Source organism: Ottowia pentelensis, assembly GCF_964341695.1.
This window is the reverse complement of the sequence record NZ_OZ224513.1, coordinates 1,181,583-1,201,325: the sequence shown is the minus strand read 5'-3', so window position 1 is coordinate 1,201,325 and position 19,743 is coordinate 1,181,583. Positions and strand designations below refer to the sequence as shown.

General features: G+C 65.6%; 20 protein-coding genes and 2 pseudogenes. 15 read left to right on the top strand and 7 right to left on the bottom strand.

What is annotated here, in order from left to right; genetic code table 11:
- Positions 1 to 2 precede the first annotated feature (2 nt).
- Positions 3 to 332, bottom strand: a complete 330-nt coding sequence (locus ACWHMB_RS05770; protein WP_043567001.1) for an ArsR/SmtB family transcription factor — start codon at positions 330 to 332, stop codon at positions 3 to 5.
- Positions 333 to 763: 431 nt separating this feature from the next.
- Here ACWHMB_RS05770 and ACWHMB_RS05765 point away from each other — a divergent pair.
- Positions 764 to 1,117 (top strand): annotated as a pseudogene (locus tag ACWHMB_RS05765) (JAB domain-containing protein); the annotation flags it as partial.
- A 203-nt stretch (positions 1,118 to 1,320) separates the two neighbouring features.
- Here the strand turns inward: ACWHMB_RS05765 and ACWHMB_RS05760 are convergent.
- The 3 genes from ACWHMB_RS05760 to ACWHMB_RS05750 are packed head-to-tail and all read right to left on the bottom strand — an operon-like array spanning position 1,321 to position 4,576.
- Positions 1,321 to 2,331: a tyrosine-type recombinase/integrase gene (locus tag ACWHMB_RS05760; RefSeq protein WP_012248435.1), complete on the bottom strand. Its 1,011-nt coding sequence runs from the start codon at positions 2,329 to 2,331 to the stop codon at positions 1,321 to 1,323.
- On the bottom strand, positions 2,328 to 3,320 hold the full coding sequence (locus tag ACWHMB_RS05755) for a tyrosine-type recombinase/integrase (protein ID WP_012248434.1): 993 nt from the start codon (positions 3,318 to 3,320) through the stop codon (positions 2,328 to 2,330). Before ACWHMB_RS05755 ends, ACWHMB_RS05760 begins: the two co-directional genes overlap by 4 nt.
- Positions 3,317 to 4,576: a tyrosine-type recombinase/integrase gene (locus ACWHMB_RS05750; protein ID WP_377516468.1), complete on the bottom strand. Its 1,260-nt coding sequence runs from the start codon at positions 4,574 to 4,576 to the stop codon at positions 3,317 to 3,319. The genes ACWHMB_RS05755 and ACWHMB_RS05750 overlap by 4 nt, the downstream gene beginning before the upstream one ends.
- A 139-nt stretch (positions 4,577 to 4,715) precedes the next feature.
- Here ACWHMB_RS05750 and ACWHMB_RS05745 point away from each other — a divergent pair.
- A pseudogene (locus tag ACWHMB_RS05745) lies at positions 4,716 to 4,877 on the top strand (JAB domain-containing protein); the annotation flags it as partial.
- Positions 4,878 to 5,157: 280 nt separating this feature from the next.
- Positions 5,158 to 5,508 (top strand): DUF2958 domain-containing protein, encoded by a 351-nt coding sequence (locus ACWHMB_RS05740; RefSeq protein WP_113931817.1) that lies wholly within the window; start codon positions 5,158 to 5,160, stop codon positions 5,506 to 5,508.
- A 120-nt stretch (positions 5,509 to 5,628) separates the two neighbouring features.
- On the opposite strand, the gene ACWHMB_RS05735 is transcribed toward ACWHMB_RS05740, so the two are convergent.
- Positions 5,629 to 6,297: a hypothetical protein gene (locus ACWHMB_RS05735; protein ID WP_113931816.1), complete on the bottom strand. Its 669-nt coding sequence runs from the start codon at positions 6,295 to 6,297 to the stop codon at positions 5,629 to 5,631.
- Between the two features lie 542 nt (positions 6,298 to 6,839).
- Here ACWHMB_RS05735 and ACWHMB_RS05730 point away from each other — a divergent pair.
- Positions 6,840 to 7,664 (top strand): DUF932 domain-containing protein, encoded by an 825-nt coding sequence (locus tag ACWHMB_RS05730; protein WP_113931815.1) that lies wholly within the window; start codon positions 6,840 to 6,842, stop codon positions 7,662 to 7,664.
- A 78-nt stretch (positions 7,665 to 7,742) separates the two neighbouring features.
- The gene (locus ACWHMB_RS05725) at positions 7,743 to 9,803 is read left to right on the top strand and encodes a ParB/RepB/Spo0J family partition protein (RefSeq protein ID WP_043566991.1); all 2,061 of its coding nucleotides are present in this window, start codon (positions 7,743 to 7,745) and stop codon (positions 9,801 to 9,803) included.
- 207 nt (positions 9,804 to 10,010) lie between these two features.
- Here the strand turns inward: ACWHMB_RS05725 and ACWHMB_RS05720 are convergent, their stop codons facing one another.
- A complete protein-coding gene (locus tag ACWHMB_RS05720) occupies positions 10,011 to 10,529 on the bottom strand; it encodes a GNAT family N-acetyltransferase (RefSeq protein ID WP_043567052.1) in 519 nt (172 codons plus the stop codon).
- Positions 10,530 to 11,345: 816 nt separating this feature from the next.
- Between ACWHMB_RS05720 and ACWHMB_RS05715 the strand changes: the two genes are divergently transcribed.
- Positions 11,346 to 11,660, top strand: a complete 315-nt coding sequence (locus tag ACWHMB_RS05715; protein WP_021249531.1) for a DUF736 domain-containing protein — start codon at positions 11,346 to 11,348, stop codon at positions 11,658 to 11,660.
- A 63-nt stretch (positions 11,661 to 11,723) separates the two neighbouring features.
- On the opposite strand, the gene ACWHMB_RS05710 is transcribed toward ACWHMB_RS05715, so the two are convergent.
- The gene (locus ACWHMB_RS05710; RefSeq protein ID WP_023127565.1) at positions 11,724 to 12,029 is read right to left on the bottom strand and encodes a helix-turn-helix domain-containing protein; all 306 of its coding nucleotides are present in this window, start codon (positions 12,027 to 12,029) and stop codon (positions 11,724 to 11,726) included.
- A gap of 240 nt (positions 12,030 to 12,269) precedes the next feature.
- Between ACWHMB_RS05710 and ACWHMB_RS05705 the strand changes: the two genes are divergently transcribed.
- The 9 genes from ACWHMB_RS05705 (at position 12,270) to ACWHMB_RS05665 (ending at position 19,715) form a co-directional block, all read left to right on the top strand.
- Complete coding sequence (locus ACWHMB_RS05705) at positions 12,270 to 12,620, top strand: DUF2958 domain-containing protein (RefSeq protein ID WP_031346926.1); 351 nt, start codon at positions 12,270 to 12,272, stop codon at positions 12,618 to 12,620.
- Between the two features lie 308 nt (positions 12,621 to 12,928).
- On the top strand, positions 12,929 to 13,699 hold the full coding sequence (locus tag ACWHMB_RS05700; RefSeq protein WP_043566981.1) for a DUF2285 domain-containing protein: 771 nt from the start codon (positions 12,929 to 12,931) through the stop codon (positions 13,697 to 13,699).
- Positions 13,700 to 13,783: 84 nt separating this feature from the next.
- Positions 13,784 to 14,065 (top strand): helix-turn-helix transcriptional regulator, encoded by a 282-nt coding sequence (locus tag ACWHMB_RS05695; protein WP_003107109.1) that lies wholly within the window; start codon positions 13,784 to 13,786, stop codon positions 14,063 to 14,065.
- Between the two features lie 26 nt (positions 14,066 to 14,091).
- Positions 14,092 to 14,949 (top strand): replication initiator protein A, encoded by an 858-nt coding sequence (locus ACWHMB_RS05690; protein ID WP_043566978.1) that lies wholly within the window; start codon positions 14,092 to 14,094, stop codon positions 14,947 to 14,949.
- A 289-nt stretch (positions 14,950 to 15,238) separates the two neighbouring features.
- On the top strand, positions 15,239 to 15,877 hold the full coding sequence (gene parA, locus ACWHMB_RS05685; RefSeq protein WP_043567046.1) for a ParA family partition ATPase: 639 nt from the start codon (positions 15,239 to 15,241) through the stop codon (positions 15,875 to 15,877).
- A complete protein-coding gene (locus ACWHMB_RS05680) occupies positions 15,874 to 16,146 on the top strand; it encodes a chromosome partitioning protein ParB (protein ID WP_113931814.1) in 273 nt (90 codons plus the stop codon). The genes parA and ACWHMB_RS05680 overlap by 4 nt, the downstream gene beginning before the upstream one ends.
- Positions 16,143 to 16,676 (top strand): DUF2840 domain-containing protein, encoded by a 534-nt coding sequence (locus tag ACWHMB_RS05675; protein WP_113931813.1) that lies wholly within the window; start codon positions 16,143 to 16,145, stop codon positions 16,674 to 16,676. Before ACWHMB_RS05680 ends, ACWHMB_RS05675 begins: the two co-directional genes overlap by 4 nt.
- On the top strand, positions 16,673 to 17,269 hold the full coding sequence (locus ACWHMB_RS05670; RefSeq protein WP_113931812.1) for a S26 family signal peptidase: 597 nt from the start codon (positions 16,673 to 16,675) through the stop codon (positions 17,267 to 17,269). The genes ACWHMB_RS05675 and ACWHMB_RS05670 overlap by 4 nt, the downstream gene beginning before the upstream one ends.
- 460 nt (positions 17,270 to 17,729) lie before the next feature.
- Positions 17,730 to 19,715, top strand: coding sequence for a relaxase/mobilization nuclease domain-containing protein (locus tag ACWHMB_RS05665; protein WP_447648469.1), 1,986 nt, complete (start codon positions 17,730 to 17,732; stop codon positions 19,713 to 19,715).
- Positions 19,716 to 19,743: the final 28 nt, after the last annotated feature.

Below are 19,743 nucleotides of genomic sequence, written 5' to 3'. Positions count from 1 at the left end.
TTTCAGCAGGTGGTGCAGATGGCGGAAGACGGGCTGACCTCGCACACGCCGCCCTGGCAGCAGTGCTCGGTCAGGTAGCCGATCAGGCCGTTCATGCGGCTGTACTCGGCGCGGTAGATCAGGTTGCGGCCCTGCTGCTCGATCGTGACGAGGCCGGCGTGCGCCAGCTCCTTCAGATGGAAGGACAGGGTGTTGCGGGCCACGTCGAGCTGGTCGGCCAGGATGCTGGGCGTCAAACCCTCGGGGCCGGCGACGACCAGGGCGCGGAACACGCGCAGACGCTGGGCATGGGCCAAGGCACTCAGGGCGGAAACAGCTTGGGTCTCGTTCATTATTCGATAATACAACATTTATTGAATCATTGTGCAAGTCATCAGTAGGCAGAACTGCATGGCGTCCCGGCGTCCCGGCGTCCCGGCGTCCCGGCGTCCCGGCGTACCGGCGTACCGGCGTACCGCCGTCGGGCTCGCGGGCTGCGCCCCGCGCTTCGTGCCGAATCGCGGCCATCCGGCTTGATCCCTGACGCCTCCGGCCCTTGAGGGCCTGCGCGCTCCGCTTGCCCCAAAAGCCGACTGTGTGCAGTGGGCGGGGTGTGGGCGGTCTTGCTGTTCCCTTCACCGTATCACGGCGTTCTCGCCGTCAAGGGCGGCGCGCGCTTGTGCGCGCTTGCGTCCTGGCGGCCGTCTGCGACCCCTGACTGCTTGCGCTGCGCCGTGCTGGCCACGGTTCCGGGCAATTCCGCCCGAGCAACCGGAGCACGATCATGTCGCAACTGTCCTTTTCCTCGTTCGATGCCTCGCTGATGGTGCGTGACGCACAGGGCCGCTACCTGCTGGCGACGGCAGACCAGATTTTGGAGGCCGCGCGCCACGCCATCGAGCAGAAGATGCAGCGTGGTGCCTCGTTCAGTTCGCCGGCGGCAGTCAAGGAGTACCTGCGCGCCAAGCTGGCTGGCTTCGAGCACGAAGTGTTCGCGGTGCTGTTCCTCGATACGCAGCATCGCCTGATCGAGTACGCGGAGATGTTCCGCGGCACCATCGACAGCGCATCGGTGTATCCGCGCGAGCTGGTCAAGGAGGCGCTCCGGCTCAACGCGGCGGCGGTCATCGTTTCGCATTTTGTGGCGCGCCACAAAATGAGCGTTTTGTGCCCTGTTTTCTTATGTGCCATCGAGGATTGATCTCGGCGCACGTGAGCGGTTTCCGACGGGCGGATGGGCACAAAACGGTAGACAAGCGGAATCGTTGCATACCAGAGGTCTTGGCGGATGGGTGATTGTCTTGAAGCTGGACGGCCAACAAGACCGTCCAGTGATTGGTGCTACAAGGACGACAGCCAGGCCAGCATGGCAGCATCGTCGCGCCACGCGGATTTGCGCGTTGGCGCCACCGCGACGGGCTCGCAAAGCTTCAGGGCCTCGGCCTTCATGCGGATGGTGATCTCGGCATAACGATTGGTCGTCTCCAGGTTGACGTGCCCCAACCAGCCTCGAATGACGTTGACCTCCACACCCGATTCGAGAAGATGGACCGCCGTGGTGTGCCGAAATACATGAGGAGTCACGTGGGTGGGTGACGATGCTGTGACGGAAGCTTCCCAGAGCTTGGCGTAGTGGCGGATGCGCTTGTAGATGCCGAAGCGGGTCATCCCCTCTTGAGCCACTCCGACGAACACCGGAGCATCCGGTGGCAAACGCTCGGGCCGTTCATCCAGCATGCTCTGCAAGGCCTTGGCGGTCTGGCTCCAGAGGGGGCAAGTTCGCCACTTCGATCCTTTGCCCAGCAATCTGACGCGGGCAGGCGACTGCAAATCAAGTTGCCCCACCTTCAGCTGTGCAACCTCCGAGACGCGCGCGCCGGTGTTGTACAGCAGCATAAGAAGCGCGCGATCCCGCTGCGAAAGACGATCGTGGGCCGGAATGAGGGCAAACATCGCCTCGACCTCATCGCGCGCGAGAAACTTCATCTCTGGCAGTGGACAGCGCTTCATCGGGATGGCAGCAACCTTGGCGCTGGCTGGCAACATCTCGGGGGTCGTCCGGCCGAGATACTCGTAGAACATGTGCAGGGCGGTCAGGCGCTGATTGCGGGTGCTGATGGCGTTGCCCCGTTTAACCTCCATGTTGTTCAGGAAGTCCTGCACAGCGGCGTAGCCCAAGTGCTCGAACGCCAGTTCGCTGACCCCGATCCGGTTGGCATCGGCGACGAAGATCAGGAACAGGCGCAGGCTGTCCCGATAGCTGCGGATCGTGCTGGACTGCAAGCCCTTGTGGCGAGGCAGATACTCCAAGAAGTAGCGATGGATGGCCGACGGAAGACCCTGCTGTTTCATGATTCGCCTCCACCGGAGAGCATCGGGACGAAGGACTCGAAGCGCTGATTGGCGGCATCGAGAAGCTCGCTGGTAATGGTGAGATACACCGCAGTGCTACTGGGGTTGAGGTGTCCCAGGAACGTGGACAGGTGATGGAGTCGGTCTGTCGGTGCTATTCCCTGGCGATACCAGTTCAGCAAGGTGCGCACCGCGAACGAGTGCCGCAGGCAATGAACGTGAGGACCAAAGACACCGGGCGGGGTCACCAGGGCGAGCTGAGGCAGCAAGTCATCGCGGAAGGTGTTGCGGATGCTGTTCGTGCTGATCGGCGTGCGGCCGTTCCAGGAAAACAGGTAGTGGGCGCCCGCGCAGGCGTAGCCTCGTTGCTCGCGTTGGGCTTGGTAGCCACGCAGCCTGGCCGCCAGCTTGGGGCCAAAGGGCACCAGCCGATCCTTGCCGAACTTGGTGTTGCGGATCTCCAGCACTTCTCGCACCAGGTCCACGTCACCCCATTGGAGGCGAGCGACTTCACCCACCCGCAGGCCAAGACCCGCGAGCAGTGCAAGGATCATCTCGTAGCTGGCACCCCGCAGTTGAGCGCGTGAGTTGTCTGGCAACGCTCTGGCCGAGATCAGCAAGCGCCGGATGGTGTCGTCTGAAAACAGGAAGGGAAGCCGGCGAGCTGTCTGAGGTTGAGCCCTGGCCGTCAACGGGGAGCCCACCAGAACCTGCTGACCGACCATCCACTCGAACAGCCGTCGGACATCTCCGAGCAGGTTGTTGTAGCTGCGAGGGTTGGTGCGATGGCGGGAATCCAGAAATGCCTGCAAGCACTCTCCATCGATCGCCTCGATGCATTCGACACCGCGGTCATCGAGAAATCGGTCGAGCAGTCGCAATTGACGATCCTCGCAGGCGAACTTGCATCCCATGGCGCGCTTGGCGCGCAGGTACTGTTCGATGTGAGGAGCCAAGGCGCTGTGAAAGCCGTTCCAGAGGGCGGTCATAGCACGTCCTCCCCGTGGCCAATGACCATCTCTCGCAGTTTGTGCACCGCCACCTTGCCATAGACCAGTGTGGATTCAGGATGGCGATGGCCAACGTAGTCGCCAATGACCTTGAATGGCAAGTCGGCTTCCACCAAGTGCTGAACGCAGGAGTGACGCAAGGTGTGGGAACCGGCGCGTGCTACCTGAATGCCGATGCTGCGCAGATGGCCAGCCACCATGGATGAAACCGTCCAGTGGTTCATCGGGGTATAGGGCGAGCGGACCGTGAGAAAGATTCGGCGGTCGTCTATATCGGTTCTTCGGACATGCAAATAGGCGATGATCGCTTCGCCCACCGCCGCCGAAAGCGGATAACGGGTCGAATGGCCGCCTTTGCGCATGGGAATGCCGATCTGCCCATGGGCCCAATCCAGATCGTCCAGACACAAGGCTACGATCTCCCTGGCACGCAATCCGTAGCTGGTCAGCAACGTCAGGATGGCATAGTCGCGTTTACCCAGGTCGCTGCGGCGGTCGATGCTGGCCAGCAATCGCTCGACGTCCGCCCAGCCGATGGCGCGCGGAATGGATGCCTGGCGGTAGACACGGCCGCGCGGCACACTGCGAACCAGATCGTTGGCGATGATGCCTTCACGGTGCAGATAGCGAAGGAAGACACGCAAGGCCCCCGCCGTATTGAGCATGCCGGACTTGTGCAACGTCTTCGCCCGGTCATTGATGAACTCGGTGATGCAGGCTGGAGTCAGCTTGTCCAGGGAAATACCTGCTTGTGCCAAATATGAATCGAATGGACGCAACGTGAAGGTGTAGTTGTGTATCGAGGTCTGGCGCAGACCCTTCTCCTTGAGAAGGAAGGGAAAGAAGCCAGGAACGCTGGTGGAGAACGGCATGGCCGGCCGGTTGCTTGGCCGCGTGTAGCCAGGCACGGCCAGGCTGAGCATCCGTTCCACTGGGACACGGCTTTGTGCAACGACGGCGGCCCGATCTTGCGCGCTCTTGCACCAGCGTCCGTGCCCGGCCTGCCAGTGCTCCACGAAGGCATCCACATGGTCGGGTAGATCGTCCAGACAGGTGGCACCTCGGCCAATCACGAAGTCGTTGAAGTGCCCGAGAGCGCGAACATGCTGCCGAACCGTGGAGTTGCTCGTGTGCAACTCGTCCAGAAACTGTGCATAGCGCTCAATCTGCGGCCCCAGCCACTGGGCCTTGATGCGGTCGATCGCCTTGAGCGACCGGAAATGACGTTCCAACATGACAATCACCTCTCCGAGAAAATGAAGGGGACGTCATGTTGCGCTGCGGCTGCTGTTATGTGCCCCGATTCTGACCAGAGGCCCAGGAGGTGCGCTCCTGGCCTCCAAGCACGGCACATAAGAAAACAGGGCACAAAATTCGCACAACCACCCGAGCGGCAATCCAGAGCCGAGTGGCGCTGACAAGGCACTGACCCAGCGGCTCAAGGAGGCGCTGGCGCTGGTGGATGTCCGCACGCTGGATCACATCATCGTGGCGGGCGACAGCACTACGTCCTTCGCCGAACGCGGCCTGATCTGACCAAGGGGGCTTCGGCCCCCTTTTTGCTGTGCCCGGTGGGCAACTCCGGCCCTCGCGGGCCTGCGCGTGCTACGTACTTTGCCGAAAGCCGGTGTGCTTGGGGGGTGCGAGGGAGGCGGTCTTGCTGTTCCTTCATCGTGCCACGGCGTTCTCGCCGTCAAGGGCAGCGCGCCGTTGGCGCTTGCGTCCTGGCGGCCGTCGTTGACCCCTGACTGCTTGCGCTGCGCCGTGCCCCGGAAGGGTCGGGCAATTCCGCCCGGCAACCTTTCAGGAGTTCACCATGAACAACGCACTCATCACCGACGAGCAGCACATCATGCTGCTGGCCAACGGCCGCGAATCCTTGGAGAACCCGGACTTCGATCCGGCGCCCGTGGTCAAGCTGTTCACGCCAGATGCCGGCGCGACCTGGCTGCTGACCGAGATTGATCCCGATGACCACGACCACGCCTTCGGTCTTTGCGACCTGGGCCTGGGAATGCCGGAAATCGGCTGGGTCAGTTTGGGCGAGCTGGCGACGGTGCGCGGCGGGCTGGGCCTGCTGATCGAGCGCGATTTGTCCTTCCGCGCCGAGAAGCGGTTGAGCGCCTACGCGCGCGATGCGCGGCTGGCGGGAAGGGTCATCGTGTGACCTCGCAAGCGCGTCGCCCTTCGGGGTGACGCGCTTTCTTTTCTTTTTGCGGCGCCTGCATCAGCAGCAAATATCAGACTTCACTTCAACGCCGTCAGCCGACAACGCAGCGGTTCGTGGCTATGCGCCGCCGCCAAATATCTCATCAAATGTTGAGTGATTGAAAAACTCATCCGTAGCCGGCACCGAGTAATTCGGCACACTCGAAACATACCCGCAGAAAGTTCCGAACGTGGGATCTCGTCCCAACGCACCCGGCGATGTGACATTCGACTTGTAAATCACGGCCGCGCTCGGGTCTATGAATCCAGTGACGACAAAGCAATTCGCTACAAGCTCGGAACAAAAATAGCGGCCTTTCTCGATAGGTGCGGGTGTGTACGTTCCATTGAAGAACGCATGGAGCTGTTCAGTGAGTGAAAGCTGGTGAACGTCGCTTCTCTTCTTGAAAGTCACCACGTCGCGCAGGTTGTATTTCGCCCCGGACGCCACGATGGAATCTACAAAAGCGTTCATGGCTTGAACGCGCTCTGGCGGTCGCCACGCATCGGGTTGGCGGAACACTGCGACATGATCGTAGCGTTTGATTAGGTCTTCAATCTGAACCTTGCCTACGCCGCCTGAGACCGTTGCTTCTGCCGCGACACAAGGTCCGATACAAATTGCGGCGTGCGTGTATTCGCTGTCCGTAACGCGAGTGATGCCCTTCCCAACCGGGTCGATTTTTGCATCTTTATAGCAAAGCAGAACGTCGCCTGCGCGAATCTCGTTGGCGTGCATCATCTTCATTTTCTTCTCGTCATTGAGTTCAAGTCACACATATCAAGCGTAGAGAATAAACGAGCAATTTGTGCGTCTCCGCTTCGCGGACCGCGCTGCTCCAGGTTCGCTGTTCGCTCATCCCTTACGGGACTGGCATTCGCCAGCCTTCCACATCCCTGACGCCTCCGGCCCGGCTTCCAGCTTCGGGCCTGCGCGCTTCGCTTGCCGTGCGGTCTGCATATCGAGGCGGCCGTTGCCATGTCCAGCCGTCTTCCCTGACTCCATCACCTTGTCCGCGACTGTAGCCCGCGGCCGGGTGCCGTCAAGGCGCGCAGGGCCGTGTCCTCGGCTGCGCCTGCGGGCCGCACCAACCCTGCGCTTGCCTCCTTGACGGCCCCCGTCCGCGCGCTCCTGACCGTCGCGGGCGATGAACTCAGGAAAGACGGTGGCAACAGGGCCAACCGGGTTCCTCGTGCCGACCGCACCGAACAGCCGAAAGGCTGGGCTCCGAATCTAGGAATCCGGTGTGCGGTGTGAACAGCAAACCCTTCTTTGTCAGGAGAAAGACCATGCAACTCGCATCCCGTTTCGCTTCCCGTTCGCCGGTGCTGCGTTCCGACTATCCCTTGTCGGATGACCAAATCCGCGCCGTGGCCCCGTCCATCTTCGCGGACGCCCCGCACGAAAGCCGCTCCGAGCGGTACAGCTACATCCCCACCGCGACCGTGCTGCAAGAACTGCGCGGGGAAGGCTTCGAGCCTTTCATGGTGACGCAGACCCGCGTGCGCCACGACGACCGCCGCGACTACACCAAGCACATGATCCGGCTGCGCCACGCCAGCCAGATCAACGGCCGCGAGGCCAACGAAATCATTCTCCTGAACTCCCATGACGGTACCAGCAGCTATCAGATGCTGGCCGGGATGTTCCGCTTCGTGTGCAGCAATGGCCTTGTCTGCGGCGACACCGTGGCCGACGTACGCGTGCCCCACAAGGGCGACGTAGCCGGGCACGTCATCGAAGGCGCTTACGAAGTCCTGCATGGCTTCGACCGTGCGCAGGAATCCCGCGATGCCATGCGCGCCATCACGCTGGACGCCGGGGAATCGGAAGTGTTCGCCCGCGCTGCGCTGGCGTTGAAGTACGACGAGGACAGGCCCGCGCCCATCACGGAATCGCAAATCCTGATGCCGCGCCGCCATGACGACGACCGCCGCGACCTGTGGAGCGTGTTCAACCGCACGCAGGAGAACTTGACCAAAGGCGGCCTGTCCGCCCGCGCCGCGAATGGTCGCCGCCAGACCACCCGGCCCGTGCAGGGCATCGACCAAAGCGTGCGCCTGAATCGCGCCCTGTGGCTGCTGGCCGATGGCCTGCGCCAGTTGAAAGCCTGAATCCCCACGCGGCAGGGGCAGGCAGCAGCCTTTGCCGCTTCTCTCGCTGCTGCATCCCAACCGCTAGGAGAAATCACCATGAACGCCGTACTCAAAACCGAAACCGTCGCCATCGAAGCCGCCGCACCGCTGGAAGTGGCCGACCCGACCAAGAACCTGATTTTGGTTCCGCTGTCGCAACTGTTGCCGCGCCGCTCCAAGCGCAACGTCCGCACGACCCCGCGCCAGTCCATCCCCGAACTGGCCGCGAGCATTGCCCGCATCGGCCTGCTGCAAAACCTGATCGTCATCCTTGCCGCCGATGGCGAGGCTTACGAGGTGGTGGCAGGCGACCGCCGCCTGACCGCCTTGAGGCTGCTGGCGAAGAAGAAGCGCATCCCCGCCGACTACGAGGTGCCGTGCCTGCTGGTGGCCAATGCGTCCGCCCGCACCGTCAGCCTCGCGGAGAACGTGCAGCGCGAGGCCATGCACCCCGCCGACCAGTTCGCGGCTTTCGCCGCGCTGGTCAAGGAAGGACGCCCCATCGAGGACATTGCCGCCGACTTCGGCGTGTCCCCGCTGGTGGTGCAGCGGCGCTTGAAGCTGGCGAACGTCTCGCCGCGCCTCATGGCCGATTACCGGGCCGGAGGCGTCACGCTGGAACAGTTGATGGCCTTGACCATCACCGACGACCACGCCGCGCAGGAAGCCGCGTTCTATGGTGCGCCGGAATGGCAGCGCAGCCCGTCCAAGCTGCGCGAGCGCCTGACCGAGCGCGAAATCGACGCCGCGCACGCGCTGGTGCGCTTCGTCGGGCTGGACGCCTACCGGCAGGCAGGCGGCGGCATCCGCCGCGACCTGTTCGCGGAAGGCGATGCCGGAACCTACCTCACCGATACCGCAGTGCTGGAAACGCTGGTGCGCGGCAAGCTGGATGCGCTGGCCGAGGACGTGCGCGCCGAGGGCTGGGCATGGGTGGAGGCCGTGCCGCATCTGGCCTACGAGGAACGGCAGGCTTTCCAGAACGCCCCGCGCCATCGCCGCGAGCCGACCACCCGCGAGGCCCGCCGCATTGCCTCGCTGCAAACCCGCCTCGACAAGATCGACGCCGAACTGGAAGAAGCCTGCCAAGGTGAAAGCAGCGAGGACGAGGCCAAGGCCGAGAAACTGGAACAGCGGCGCGATCAGGTGATCGGGGAACTGCAAGACGCGGAGGACGCCTTGCAAGGCTATGCGCCCGAGGTGCGCGAGGTGGCCGGTGCCATCGTCACCATCGACCGCAACGGCGAGGCCGTCATTCATCGCGGCCTGCTGCGCGAAGCCGAGGCGAAGGCGCTGCGCACGCTGGAAAAGCTGCGGCGCGGTTTCGGCAGTACCGAAGGCGAAGCCGCCAACGACGAGCACGAGGACGCCGACGACGCGCCCAAGGCCGCGAGCCTGTCCGACCGGCTGGCGCAGCGGTTGAGCGCCCACCGCACGGCGGCGCTGCAAATCGAAGTCGCCCGGCATCCGCAGGTCGCGCTGGCCGCGCTGGTGCATGGCATGGTGCAGAAGGTCTTGCAGCCCGACGCCTACGGCGATGGACTGCCACTCGGCGTGCGCCTCACGGCGCAAGACAGGCTGGAAGGCATGGCCCCGGACTGGCCGGAATCGCCTGCCGCCGTGGCGCTGCGCGAACTGCAACAGGTAGCCGGTGAAGCCTTGCCGGAGGACAGCGCCGAACTGTTCGCCGCGCTGCTGGCGAAGTCGCAAGACGAACTGGTGCGGCTGCTGGCCGTGTGCGTGGCTTCCACGGTGGACGTGGTGACGCCCCGTGCCACGCCGCACCAGCCCGGCAAGGAACTGGCGCAGGCCGTGGGCCTCGACATGGCCGCATGGTGGAAGCCGACCGCAGAAGGCTACTTCAAGCACGTTTCCAAGGCCGTGATTCTGGATGCCGTGGGCGCGTTTGCACCGGAATCCGTCACCCGGCTGGCGAAGCTCAAGAAGGCCGACATTGCCAGCGAGGCCGAGCGGCTGGCCGATGGCACCGGCTGGATGCCCGCCATATTCAAGGCCGAAGGCCCGCAGGAGGCCGCGCAGGAAGAAGGCCCGGAGCAGGACGCCCCGGAGGATACCGAGGCAATGGCGGATGAACCCGCCGAGGCACTGGCCGCTTGACCCGCGCCGAAGGCAAGCGCCCCGGCCTCGACCGGGGCGCTTCGCTTTGTGTGGTGGCGCATCGAGACGAAGGAATAACCGCGATCAGCACCGCGCCCAGGCCGTTCCGCCCTAGGCGCGGTGGACGCGAAATCCGGGTGCGACAGTGGCCGCGCCCGGTGTTCAAGGCCAATAGCCGAATTAAAACGCCGCCGCCTTCGCGCTGGCTCAGGCGGCGGCGTTGAAGGCATCGCTGTAGTGCGCGATGCCTTCCGGCACTGTCCCATGCAGGGCCAGCGCCATGAAATAGCCGGGCGGCACGCCCGGCAGTTGCAAGCCCGCATGGGCCTGGAAGCCAAAGCGCGTGTAGTACGTTGGATCTCCCAGCAGCACGCAGCCTGCGGCCTGCATAGCCCGCAGTTCAGACAGCGCCTGTTCCATCAGGCGCGAACCGATGCCTTGCCCCTGCCTTGGCGGCAGGACGGAGATCGGCCCCAACCCATACCAGCCCTCGGTCTTTCGCCTGTGCTCATGGGTGATCGTTACTGGCGACAGCGCGACGTGACCGACGACGCGCCCATGTTCTTCGGCCACGATGGAAAGCGTCAGTTCGTTGGCGGCACGCAAGGCGCGCACGATGAATTGCTCGGTGTGGCTGGTGTGTGGTGCATCAGCGAACGCGGCGATGGTCACGGCCTCGATGGCGGCAATGTCGTCCGGGGTTTCGTGTCGGAGCTGGAGGGTCATGGGCTTGTCTTCGATTGCTTCCTGAAAATATAGAACAGCCTGGGCGTGTCGGCGCACTGCGCCGCCGGGCTTTCGGGCTGCGCCCCGTGCCGCCTTTGCCGTCACGGCCATTCGGCTTCAATCCCTCACGCCTTCGCGCCTGCGGCGCTGCGCGCTTCGCTTGCCTCCAGGGGAAAGTCCCGCGGGCTATCCCCGCCGCGCGATGCTTGGCGCCCCTCGATGACGCCGAACCGGCTGCGCCGGATCGGCCCGGCCAGCGCCCCGCCGCGATGGGCGAGGCGCTGGCGAACACGCTGGCGCTCGCTGCGGCAGGTTGTGCAGGTGCGAGCCGTCCTCAACGCTGGCGGTTCCTGCCCATCACGTCACGAAGGACGGTTCACGGACAACCCGCCCGGCATCGCTATGGAGCTTCCACGCCACGCCTCAAGAGCGGCGCCGCAAGGTGCGGCGGGGGCGTTCTCGCCTGTCGTCGGGTGGTTGACCTGGCCCGCGTCAGTGGGCGAGCCGGAGAAGCCTTCGTGCGGGGATGCCGAGCCGGCCCCATCTCCTTTCGGAGCGGTCCGGCCCAAGGCGTCCTTGTCTCGTTGTGAATCCTGGCGGTGGCGCGGCTGCGCCTCGGGCTTCATGGCTGCAACCGTCCGGCGAAAACAATTTCCCCTGCGCTGCGCGCATTCCTCGCGGGCCAAGTTCTTTTCGCCTCCCGGCTCTCCACTGCGTTGCGACCGCAAGCGGTGCAGCCAGCCCGTCCCCCGCCGGCCGGATCACAACAAGGACGCGATGGGCGCGAACCTTGTTCAACCGAAAGGAGAAAACATCATGGCCAACATCGGCACCTTCACCACCGACAAAGACGGCTTCACCGGCACGCTTCGCACCCTGACGCTCAACGTCAAGGTCAAGCTGGTTCCCAACGACAAGGGCAGCAGCGAGAACGCCCCCGATTTCCGCCTCCAGGCCGCCAGCCACGACATCGGCGCGGCGTGGAAGAAGACCAGCGAGGCTGGGCGCGAGTACCTGTCCGTGACCCTCGATGACCCTTCGTTCCCGGCAGCGGTCTATGCCCGCCTGATCGAAGGTGAGGACGGCACGCACGACCTGATCTGGTCGCGCAGCAAGCCCCAGGCGGCGTGACCGCCGCAGCGCCCCGCCCATCGCGGCGGGGCGATGTGCTGCTAATAGCAGCACATCACCGCATCACGCGCGCGGCTCCGCCGCGTCGCGTTCGCTCAACACCGCCTCCAGCTCTTGGCGCACCTGCGCCAGCAGCTCGTCGGCCTTGCGCGGGCTGTCGCCCGCGTAGGCCAGCGTCAGCAGCGTGAGCGGATGGATCTCCATCACCTCGCACAGCTCGGCCAGCTTGTTCAAGGTGGGGCTTTTCAGGTCGCGTTCGAGGGTACTCATATAGGTGCGGCTGGACACGTCAGAGAAGGCTTCCTGGCTCAAGCCACGCGCCTTTCTGACTGTCTTCAACGCCTTCGCCAATGAGTTCCCAGCCGCCACCTATGGTTTCCTCTCAAAAACCAAGATGACATCCCATTGCGCCCTATAGGGCTACAATCTATAGTGTTCATTTGGTGTTCTCCGTTTTTGTGCCTCTACGGAAATCCGTATCGGCGGATTCCGGCAAAGCCATAGAACCGCATCCGTGCTTGCGCACGAAGGCGCAAATCCGGTTTCGTGGTTCTGCGCTTCGACGTGAAACCGCATTCGTGCATCATTGGATTTGTGGGATTGCCGACCATGCCCCAGCCATTCGCCACCGCCCCGGAGCGCGCGCAATTGCTCGCCAACGGCGAGGCCCGCGCCGCTGGCCGGGCCATCGACCCGGTGCCCGTGGTGCGGCTGTTCACCCCGGACGCGCACGTGACCTGGCTGCTGGCCGCACTCGATCCGGCCGATGGCGACACGGCCTGGGGCCTCATCGACCTGGGGATCGGGATGCCGGCACAGGGCACCGTCAAGCTGTCCGAGCTGGCCGGCATCGTTGGGCCGCGCCAGCAGCCCGTGATGCGCGACCTCTATTTCCGTCCCACGCGCACGCTGTCGGAGTACACCCGCGCGGCCGAGCGTGACGGAGCCATCCCGGACTGAACACAGCCCACTGTGACTTTTTCAGTCTGATGTCATGCCGGGCAGGTCTCAATCGGCATTCTTGCAGCGTAGCCCCACCAGTCTGATCCAAATAGACATGATGGCTGGCGCGGGCTGCGGCAGGCTGGCCTGTGCAGCACTCCAACTCGGGGCGCTGCCGCCGCAGCATTGAGACGAATACCGCAACGCATCGGAGCCAATCGGTCTTGACAACCCGATCCATCTTTTTGACCCATAACCTTTTGACGATGGCGATGTAGCGCGTAGTTCTTCCGTGGCGGCGAGTCCTGTTCGCAGGAGGAGGCGTCATGGTCGATCACAGCGCCGAGCCTTGGTATCCGACTGCCGCGTATCTGTACGTGCTGCATCTGGACGGCCTTGCGCTTGCCTGGGAATACCTGCGCCGGCATCCCGACTACCGGCTCGACTGGCTGCGCCGTCATCGTCGGCCACAAGCAGCCCAGCAGGCGGCGCATCACTGGGGCTTGCGCCTGCTGGAAGACCCGGCACTGGATGCGCGTGACGCGCATCCGGCCTGGCTGCCTGGTCATGCCGCCGTGGTGCAGCTCTACCCCGATGCCGATCCGCCGCTGGACGCGGCGACGTTCGCGTTCTGGCGTATCCCCGGCCACAAGCAACTGCTGCATGACGGCAAAGGGCTGGCGCTAATCGCGCGCAGCCCAGGCCACTGCCTGCGCTGCGCGCTCGCGGCCGGCCTGGAGGACGGCATGGCTGTCGCCTATGCCTATCGCGGCGGCGCTGCCGCGCCTGCACGCGGACAGGTGCCCGGCGCCGCTCTGGCCGATGCCAAACCCAGGCCAACACCTACCGCGCTGCTGGAACTGCACAGCTTGCAGGCGCTCGACGCGACCCTGGCGGGCGCGTCCTTGCGTGAAGTCGCGGAAGGACTGTTCGGCGTGGATGCCGCAGCCGATTGGTACAGCGATGGCGGGCTGCGCTCCAAGGTGCGCCGCCTGGTGCGTCGCGGCGATGCGCTGATGCGCGGCGGCTACCGCCACCTAGCACAGCTTCCGCCGCTTGAGAAGGGTCGTTTTGAAGACCAAGAAAAACGACCCTGAGCAGGAGAGCTTCGTTTTCTGAGACTGCCTCCATCCCGGTTGCGCTGGTGCAGCCGGCGTTTTCAACCGATGGAGGTTCACACCATGCGTCCCGCTCCCTTGCGGCCTGCCGCCACTGTCTCGACCGCTGCTGCGCAGCCCCAACGCTATCTCACCAACGACGAAGCCGCCGAGTACCTCCGCCTGTCGCCGCGCACGCTGGAAAAGCAGCGCGTGATCGGCGGCGGCCCGCGCTTTCGCAAGTTCGGCCGTCGCGTCATGTACGCCGTGGCCGACCTCGATGCCTGGGCTGCCGACCGCAGTTTCGAGACGACTTCCGATCCCGAATACGCCGAGCACCACTCGGCCGACAGTCGTGCGCGCTGATCGGCGGCGCGCGGCAGGCCATCGCCATGTCCAGCACTGCGCTGCCGCCCCGGCAGCGGCCGTTGCAGGAGCGCGAACAGCTCGACCTGTTCCGCGCCTTGCCCGGCGACATGGCGCCGCGCGACAGCCAGGACTTGATGGCCTATCCGTTCTTCTCGCTCGGCAAGTCCAAGCGGGTCAGGCCCATCGACTTCCGTGCGGGCAACGTGACGATCCGCGTGGAGGGAACAGCCGAGCACGGCATCGCCACGATTTGGGATGCGGACGTGCTGATATGGGCGGCCTCGCAGATCGTGGAAGCGAAGGACGCGGGCCTGCGGCCGTCGCGGCTGATGCGCGCCACGCCTTACGAGATCCTGCGCTACATCGGGCGCGGCAAGTCGCTGCGCGACTACCAGCGCCTCAAGGCCGCGCTCGACCGGCTGCAATCGACTACGGTGGCCACGTCCATCCGCGAGACGACCGGGCGGCGCCTGCACCGTTTCTCGTGGATCAACGAATGGAAGGAACTGGCCGATGCTCGCGGCACGCCGCTGGGCATCGAGCTGATCCTGCCGGACTGGTTCTATGCGGGCGTGCTCGACGCCGCCTTGGTGCTGACCATCGACCCGGCGTACTTCCGGCTGACCGGCGGCATCGAGCGGTGGCTGTACCGCCTGGTGCGCAAGCACGGCGGCAAGCAAGCATACGGCTGGCAGTTCGACTTTCGCTACCTGCACCAGAAATCCGGCAGCACTGCGAAGCCCTACGACTTCGCCTGCGACCTGCGCGCGCTGGTCGCGCGGCAGTCGCTGCCCGGCTACGTCCTGGGCATCGAGCGGATGCCGGACAGCGGCATGGAGCTGCTGACGTTCCGACCCGTGCCGCATACGGCACGGGGATAACTCCGGGAAAACTTGTGAATGGTGTCGTGCTATCAGGCGTGCGGGGTATCGTGCTATCAGGCGTGGGACTATCGTGCTATCAGGCGTGCCGATCGGCCGCAAACCCGCGCCAGCATTGGGTTTCGCGCCCCTCTAACTTCCCTAACTTAAATTCTCTAACTTTTAGTAGGGAAACGCCGCTGCGGTGGATAACCACCACGCGGCCACAAACGGCAGGCAATACCAGCCGGCAGCCGACAGGTTTTGCAGACCGATCAAAGCAAGGCTTTCCAGCATGGAGGGCCTCGTCATGATCGTCGCTCTGCTCAACCAGAAAGGCGGCGTGGGCAAGACCACGCTCGCCACGCACATCGCCGGCGAGCTTGCGATGCGCGGCCAGCACGTCGTCCTGCTGGACGCCGACCCGCAGGGTTCATCGCTGGACTGGACGCAACGCAGAAGCCAGCAGGGTTTGCCAAGGTTGTTCAGCGCCGTGGGCCTGGCACGCGAAACGCTGCATCAGGAAGCACCAGAGCTCGCCAGGCGGGCCGATCACGTCGTCATCGACGGCCCGCCACGCATCGCGGCACTGGCGCGCTCCGCGCTACTGGCGGCCGAGCGCGTGCTGATCCCCGTGCAACCCAGCCCCTACGACCTGTGGGCCAGCGCCGAGATGGTGGCGCTGATCCGCGAAGCGCAGGTGTTTCGGCCTGCGCTGCGTGCGGCCTTCATCATCAATCGGCGCATCAGTACCACCGTCATCGGGCGCGAAGCGCGCCAGGCTCTGGCCGACCAACCGCTTCCTGCGCTGCGCTCTGAAGTGCATCAACGCATCGTGTTCGCCGACAGCGTGGCCGCTGGCCGGCTTGCACGCGAGACGGCGCCGGACAGCGCCGCCGCGCGGGAAATCACCGCCCTGGTGGACGAACTGCTGCGGTGGCCGATATGACAGCGAAGCCGCCGATACGCGCAAAGCGCGTCGGCATCGGCGCGCGTCCGCCCGCGAATCCGCACGCCGAGGCGTGGATTCGCCAAGGCGACGCCGATGCGCTGGGCAAGGGCGACCTCTACACCGCCCGCCTGACCCTCGACATCACGCCCGCGCTGCGCGCGCGCATCAAGGTGTCGGCCTTCACGCAGGGCGTGACCGTGGCCGATCTGCTGCGCGGCCTGCTGGAGCGTGAGTTTCCAGAGCATCGCAGGGAGAACGCACCATGACCGCATCCGCTTCGCCTGCCGCTGGCGCGGCCACGGCTGCGCTCGAAGCACCTTCCGGCCAGCCTGCCAGCGCGCCGCTGACGCGCGTGGCACTGGCCTACATCGAACCGCGCTTCAAGCTCTACCTGCGCTTCGGTGAACCTGCGCGCACGCACCAGCTCGACCGCTGGCGGCGCTGCGCGGTGTTCCAGCCGGGCGCTATGTTCTGCCGCATCCGCTGGCAGGCCAACGACTACGGCACGATTCGCTGGCAGCTCATGGTGATGCAGGCTTGCACGCCGCTCGATGCGGCGCAGCGCATTTCCGGCGTGCAGCCGGGCGCGCGCCTGCTGCTGCACGCCGAGGGCGAGAATCAGGTGCGCGCCGTGCTGGAGCGCATCGACGCCATCGAGGCGCTGGGCATCGCGCCTATCGGTGCCTCGCCCGTGTACTGGCGCACGCTCGCCAACCGGCTCGCTGCGCGCTTGCCGCTGCCCGAATACACCGCCGAGCGGCACGCCGCATGGCTCATCGGGAGGGCGCTGCCATGACCGCCGTTTCGACTGCCGGCACCGCGCCGCGTCCTCGCTCGCCCCGCGCACGTTTGCGCGCTCGCATCGTGCTGGCGGGCCTGTCCGCTTGCGGCCTCGCTGCGCTGGCCTGGGCGTCCTTCGTGCATCCGCTGCCGCGCCTGATCTACAACCCGTCCGACAGCGTGGCGGTCGGCTGGTATCGCGTCGATCCGCTGGGCCACGGCACCGGCTCGCTGCCACGTCCTTTGTCTGTGGACAGCATCGTCCTGACCACGCTGCCGCCAGATGCCGCTGCGCTGGCCGCGCAGCGCGGCTACCTGCCGGCGCGCGTGCCCCTGCTCAAGCGCGTGGGCGCCGTCGCGCCGCAGGAGGTGTGTATCACTGACCGCGTTGTCCGCATCGACGGCGTGCCTTCGGCCGCCGTGCTGCCTGCTGACCGCTGGGGTCGGTCGCTGCCATCCTGGCAGCAATGCCGCCGCCTCGAACCTGGCGAACTGTTCCTCTTGAGTGTGACCAACCCGGCGTCGTTCGACAGCCGGTATTTCGGGCCGGTCAGCGCATCCGCCGTGATCGGCGTCGCGCATCCGGTCTGGCTGGAATCCCGCCCATGAAGGCCGTCGATTCGCTGCACGTCGCCGTGCATCTCATCGTGCCATCGGGCGTGTCGTTCTGCTGTTCGTCGCCGTGTCGTCGCGCGTGCAGTGCGGGTGCCAATCCTACGCATTGGGCACCGCACTTCGCGTTGCCTTCGGCGCAGCCGTCCAACGTGCAGGCGTCTTGCCTCGAACGCGCCCGGCCTGCGGCCGTGTCCGCGTTCGCCGGCGCGCTGGCTGCTCGCGCAGCAGCGCCGCCGGGCCGCCGCTGCCCGGAGCGCCAGCGAGGGGCAAAGGCGGAAGGCAAGACAAAAGGACGCGGCACCGGGCCGCGTCAAAAGCCAGTCTGCACATGGGGGTTGCGCGGCACGCAGCGGCTTCGCCGCCGTGCCGCTTGTGGCGCGAAGCCGGCGCCGATGCGGGCATGTCTGCGTGCTTCGCACGACCGGACACGCCGGAGCTTGCAGGGAACGCAGCCATGACCGACCGCCGCGACGACGATTTCCGCATCCGCCCCAGCGCCCCGAAGAATCGGGGCCAGGGCTTCGTCTCCAAGGTGCTCGAGCAGGCAGGCAAGGCCAGCAGCGGCAAGTCCGCTGTGCGCCGTCCTGGCACTGCCAGCGGCACCGGGAGGGGCACCGGCCAGCGGCCCGGCTCGCGCCTGGGGCGCGGCCACACGGCGGCGCGCTTCGCCGGGGCGAAGCTGACGCCCATGTCTCGGCGTGTGACCATCAAGACGCTGTTGGTCAACCAGCGCCAGGCCAGCCCGCAGTCGCTTGCCAAGCACCTGCGCTACATCGAGCGCGACGGTGTGGGCCGCGATGGCGAGCCGGGCCAAGCCTACGGGCCGCAGACCGATGCCGCCGACCTCGACGCCTTCAAGGAACGCTGCGCCAACGACCGGCACCATTTCCGCTTCATCCTCGCCCCCGAGGACGGCGCGGAACTGGAAGACCTGCGCACCTACACGCGCCACCTCATGGGCCGCATGAAGGCCGACCTGGGCACCGGCCTCGATTGGGTGGCGGTCAACCACTGGAACACCGACAACCCGCACACGCACATCGTCGTGCGCGGACGTGACGACACGGGCAAAGACCTCATCATCGCGGGCGACTACATCGCCGACGGCCTCCGCCACCGGGCCGCCGAACTGGCGACCGAATGGCTGGGGCCGCGCACCGAGCTGGAGATCCAGCAGACCTTGCAGCGCGAGGTGGAGCAAGAGCGGTGGACGAGCCTGGATCGCACCTTGAAGCGCGAGGCCGGCGACGATGGCCTGGTGCATGTCGAACGGCTCAACGAACCCCGCTTGCAGCGCCAACGCCTGCTGCTGATCGGCCGCCTGCAACGCTTGCAGCGCATGGGCCTGGCCGACGAGACGCAGCCGGGCACCTGGGCCGTTCATGCCGATGCAGAGAAGACCCTGCGCGCCCTGGGCGAGCGTGGCGACATCATCCGCACGATGCAGCGGGCAATGAGTGGGCAGCCGCGAGAACTGGTGGTGTTCGAGCCGGGCGACGATGGCCGAACTATCCTCGGGCGCGTGGCCGCGAAGGGGCTGGCCGACGAGCTGCGCGACCGGGGCTATCTGGTCATCGACGGGGTGGACGGCAAGGCGCACTACGTCGCGCTCAATGCCCGCGACGAGCTGGCGAACTACCCGACCGGGGCCGTGGTGGAGGTGAAGGGATCGGCCGACGTGCGCGCGGCCGACAGGAACATCGCCGCGCTGGCGAGCAATGGCCTGTACCGTACCGACCATCACTTGGCCGTGGCACAGGGCCAGGCCGTGCCGGGCCGCGACCCGCAGGAGGTTGTGGCGGCCCACGTTCGCCGGCTTGAAGCCCTGCGCCGGGCCGGCATCGTGGAGCGCGTGACCGAGGGGCTATGGAAGGTGCCGGGCGATCTGCCCGAGCAAGGCCGCCAGTACGACGCGCAGCGCCTGGGCGGCGTGGCCGTGGAACTGAAATCGCACCTGCCCATCGAGCGGCAGGCCCGCGTGATCGGGTCCACCTGGCTCGACCAGCAGTTGATCGGCGGCGGCTCGGGCCTGGGCGATCTGGGCTTTGGTGGCGACGCCAAGCAGGCCATGCAACAGCGCGCCAACTTTCTGGTCGAGCAGGGGCTGGCCGAGCGGCGCGGGCAGCGCGTGATCCTGGCGCGCAACCTGCTGGGCACGCTGCGCAACCGGGAGTTGGCACAGGTCGCCAAGGACATTACGGCCGAAACGGGCCTGGAGCATCGCCCCGTGGCCGACGGACAGCGCGTGGCTGGCATCTACCGGCGCTCCGTCATGCTTGCCAGCGGGCGCTATGCGATGCTCGATGACGGCATGGGGTTCAGCCTGGTGCCCTGGAAGCCGGTGATCGAGCAGCGGTTAGGGCAGCAGATTGCAGCGACAGTGCGCAGCGGCAGGGCGACTTGGGAAGTTGGTCGGCAACGCGGGCAATCAATCGGCTAACCACTTGCTACCGATCACAGTATTCAGT

Excerpts from the sequence above, each read along its gene's own strand:
- ACWHMB_RS05770 (WP_043567001.1), bottom strand. The coding sequence starts at position 332 with ATGAACGAGACCCAAGCTGTTTCCGCCCTGAGTGCCTTGGCCCATGCC.
- ACWHMB_RS05760 (WP_012248435.1), bottom strand. The coding sequence starts at position 2,331 with ATGAAACAGCAGGGTCTTCCGTCGGCCATCCATCGCTACTTCTTGGAG.
- ACWHMB_RS05755 (WP_012248434.1), bottom strand. The coding sequence starts at position 3,320 with ATGACCGCCCTCTGGAACGGCTTTCACAGCGCCTTGGCTCCTCACATC.
- ACWHMB_RS05750 (WP_377516468.1), bottom strand. The coding sequence starts at position 4,576 with ATGTTGGAACGTCATTTCCGGTCGCTCAAGGCGATCGACCGCATCAAG.
- ACWHMB_RS05740 (WP_113931817.1), top strand. The coding sequence starts at position 5,158 with ATGAACAACGCACTCATCACCGACGAGCAGCACATCATGCTGCTGGCC.
- ACWHMB_RS05735 (WP_113931816.1), bottom strand. The coding sequence starts at position 6,297 with ATGAAGATGATGCACGCCAACGAGATTCGCGCAGGCGACGTTCTGCTT.
- ACWHMB_RS05730 (WP_113931815.1), top strand. The coding sequence starts at position 6,840 with ATGCAACTCGCATCCCGTTTCGCTTCCCGTTCGCCGGTGCTGCGTTCC.
- ACWHMB_RS05725 (WP_043566991.1), top strand. The coding sequence starts at position 7,743 with ATGAACGCCGTACTCAAAACCGAAACCGTCGCCATCGAAGCCGCCGCA.
- ACWHMB_RS05720 (WP_043567052.1), bottom strand. The coding sequence starts at position 10,529 with ATGACCCTCCAGCTCCGACACGAAACCCCGGACGACATTGCCGCCATC.
- ACWHMB_RS05715 (WP_021249531.1), top strand. The coding sequence starts at position 11,346 with ATGGCCAACATCGGCACCTTCACCACCGACAAAGACGGCTTCACCGGC.
- ACWHMB_RS05705 (WP_031346926.1), top strand. The coding sequence starts at position 12,270 with ATGCCCCAGCCATTCGCCACCGCCCCGGAGCGCGCGCAATTGCTCGCC.
- ACWHMB_RS05700 (WP_043566981.1), top strand. The coding sequence starts at position 12,929 with ATGGTCGATCACAGCGCCGAGCCTTGGTATCCGACTGCCGCGTATCTG.
- ACWHMB_RS05695 (WP_003107109.1), top strand. The coding sequence starts at position 13,784 with ATGCGTCCCGCTCCCTTGCGGCCTGCCGCCACTGTCTCGACCGCTGCT.
- ACWHMB_RS05690 (WP_043566978.1), top strand. The coding sequence starts at position 14,092 with ATGTCCAGCACTGCGCTGCCGCCCCGGCAGCGGCCGTTGCAGGAGCGC.
- parA (WP_043567046.1), top strand. The coding sequence starts at position 15,239 with ATGATCGTCGCTCTGCTCAACCAGAAAGGCGGCGTGGGCAAGACCACG.
- ACWHMB_RS05680 (WP_113931814.1), top strand. The coding sequence starts at position 15,874 with ATGACAGCGAAGCCGCCGATACGCGCAAAGCGCGTCGGCATCGGCGCG.
- ACWHMB_RS05675 (WP_113931813.1), top strand. The coding sequence starts at position 16,143 with ATGACCGCATCCGCTTCGCCTGCCGCTGGCGCGGCCACGGCTGCGCTC.
- ACWHMB_RS05670 (WP_113931812.1), top strand. The coding sequence starts at position 16,673 with ATGACCGCCGTTTCGACTGCCGGCACCGCGCCGCGTCCTCGCTCGCCC.
- ACWHMB_RS05665 (WP_447648469.1), top strand. The coding sequence starts at position 17,730 with ATGACCGACCGCCGCGACGACGATTTCCGCATCCGCCCCAGCGCCCCG.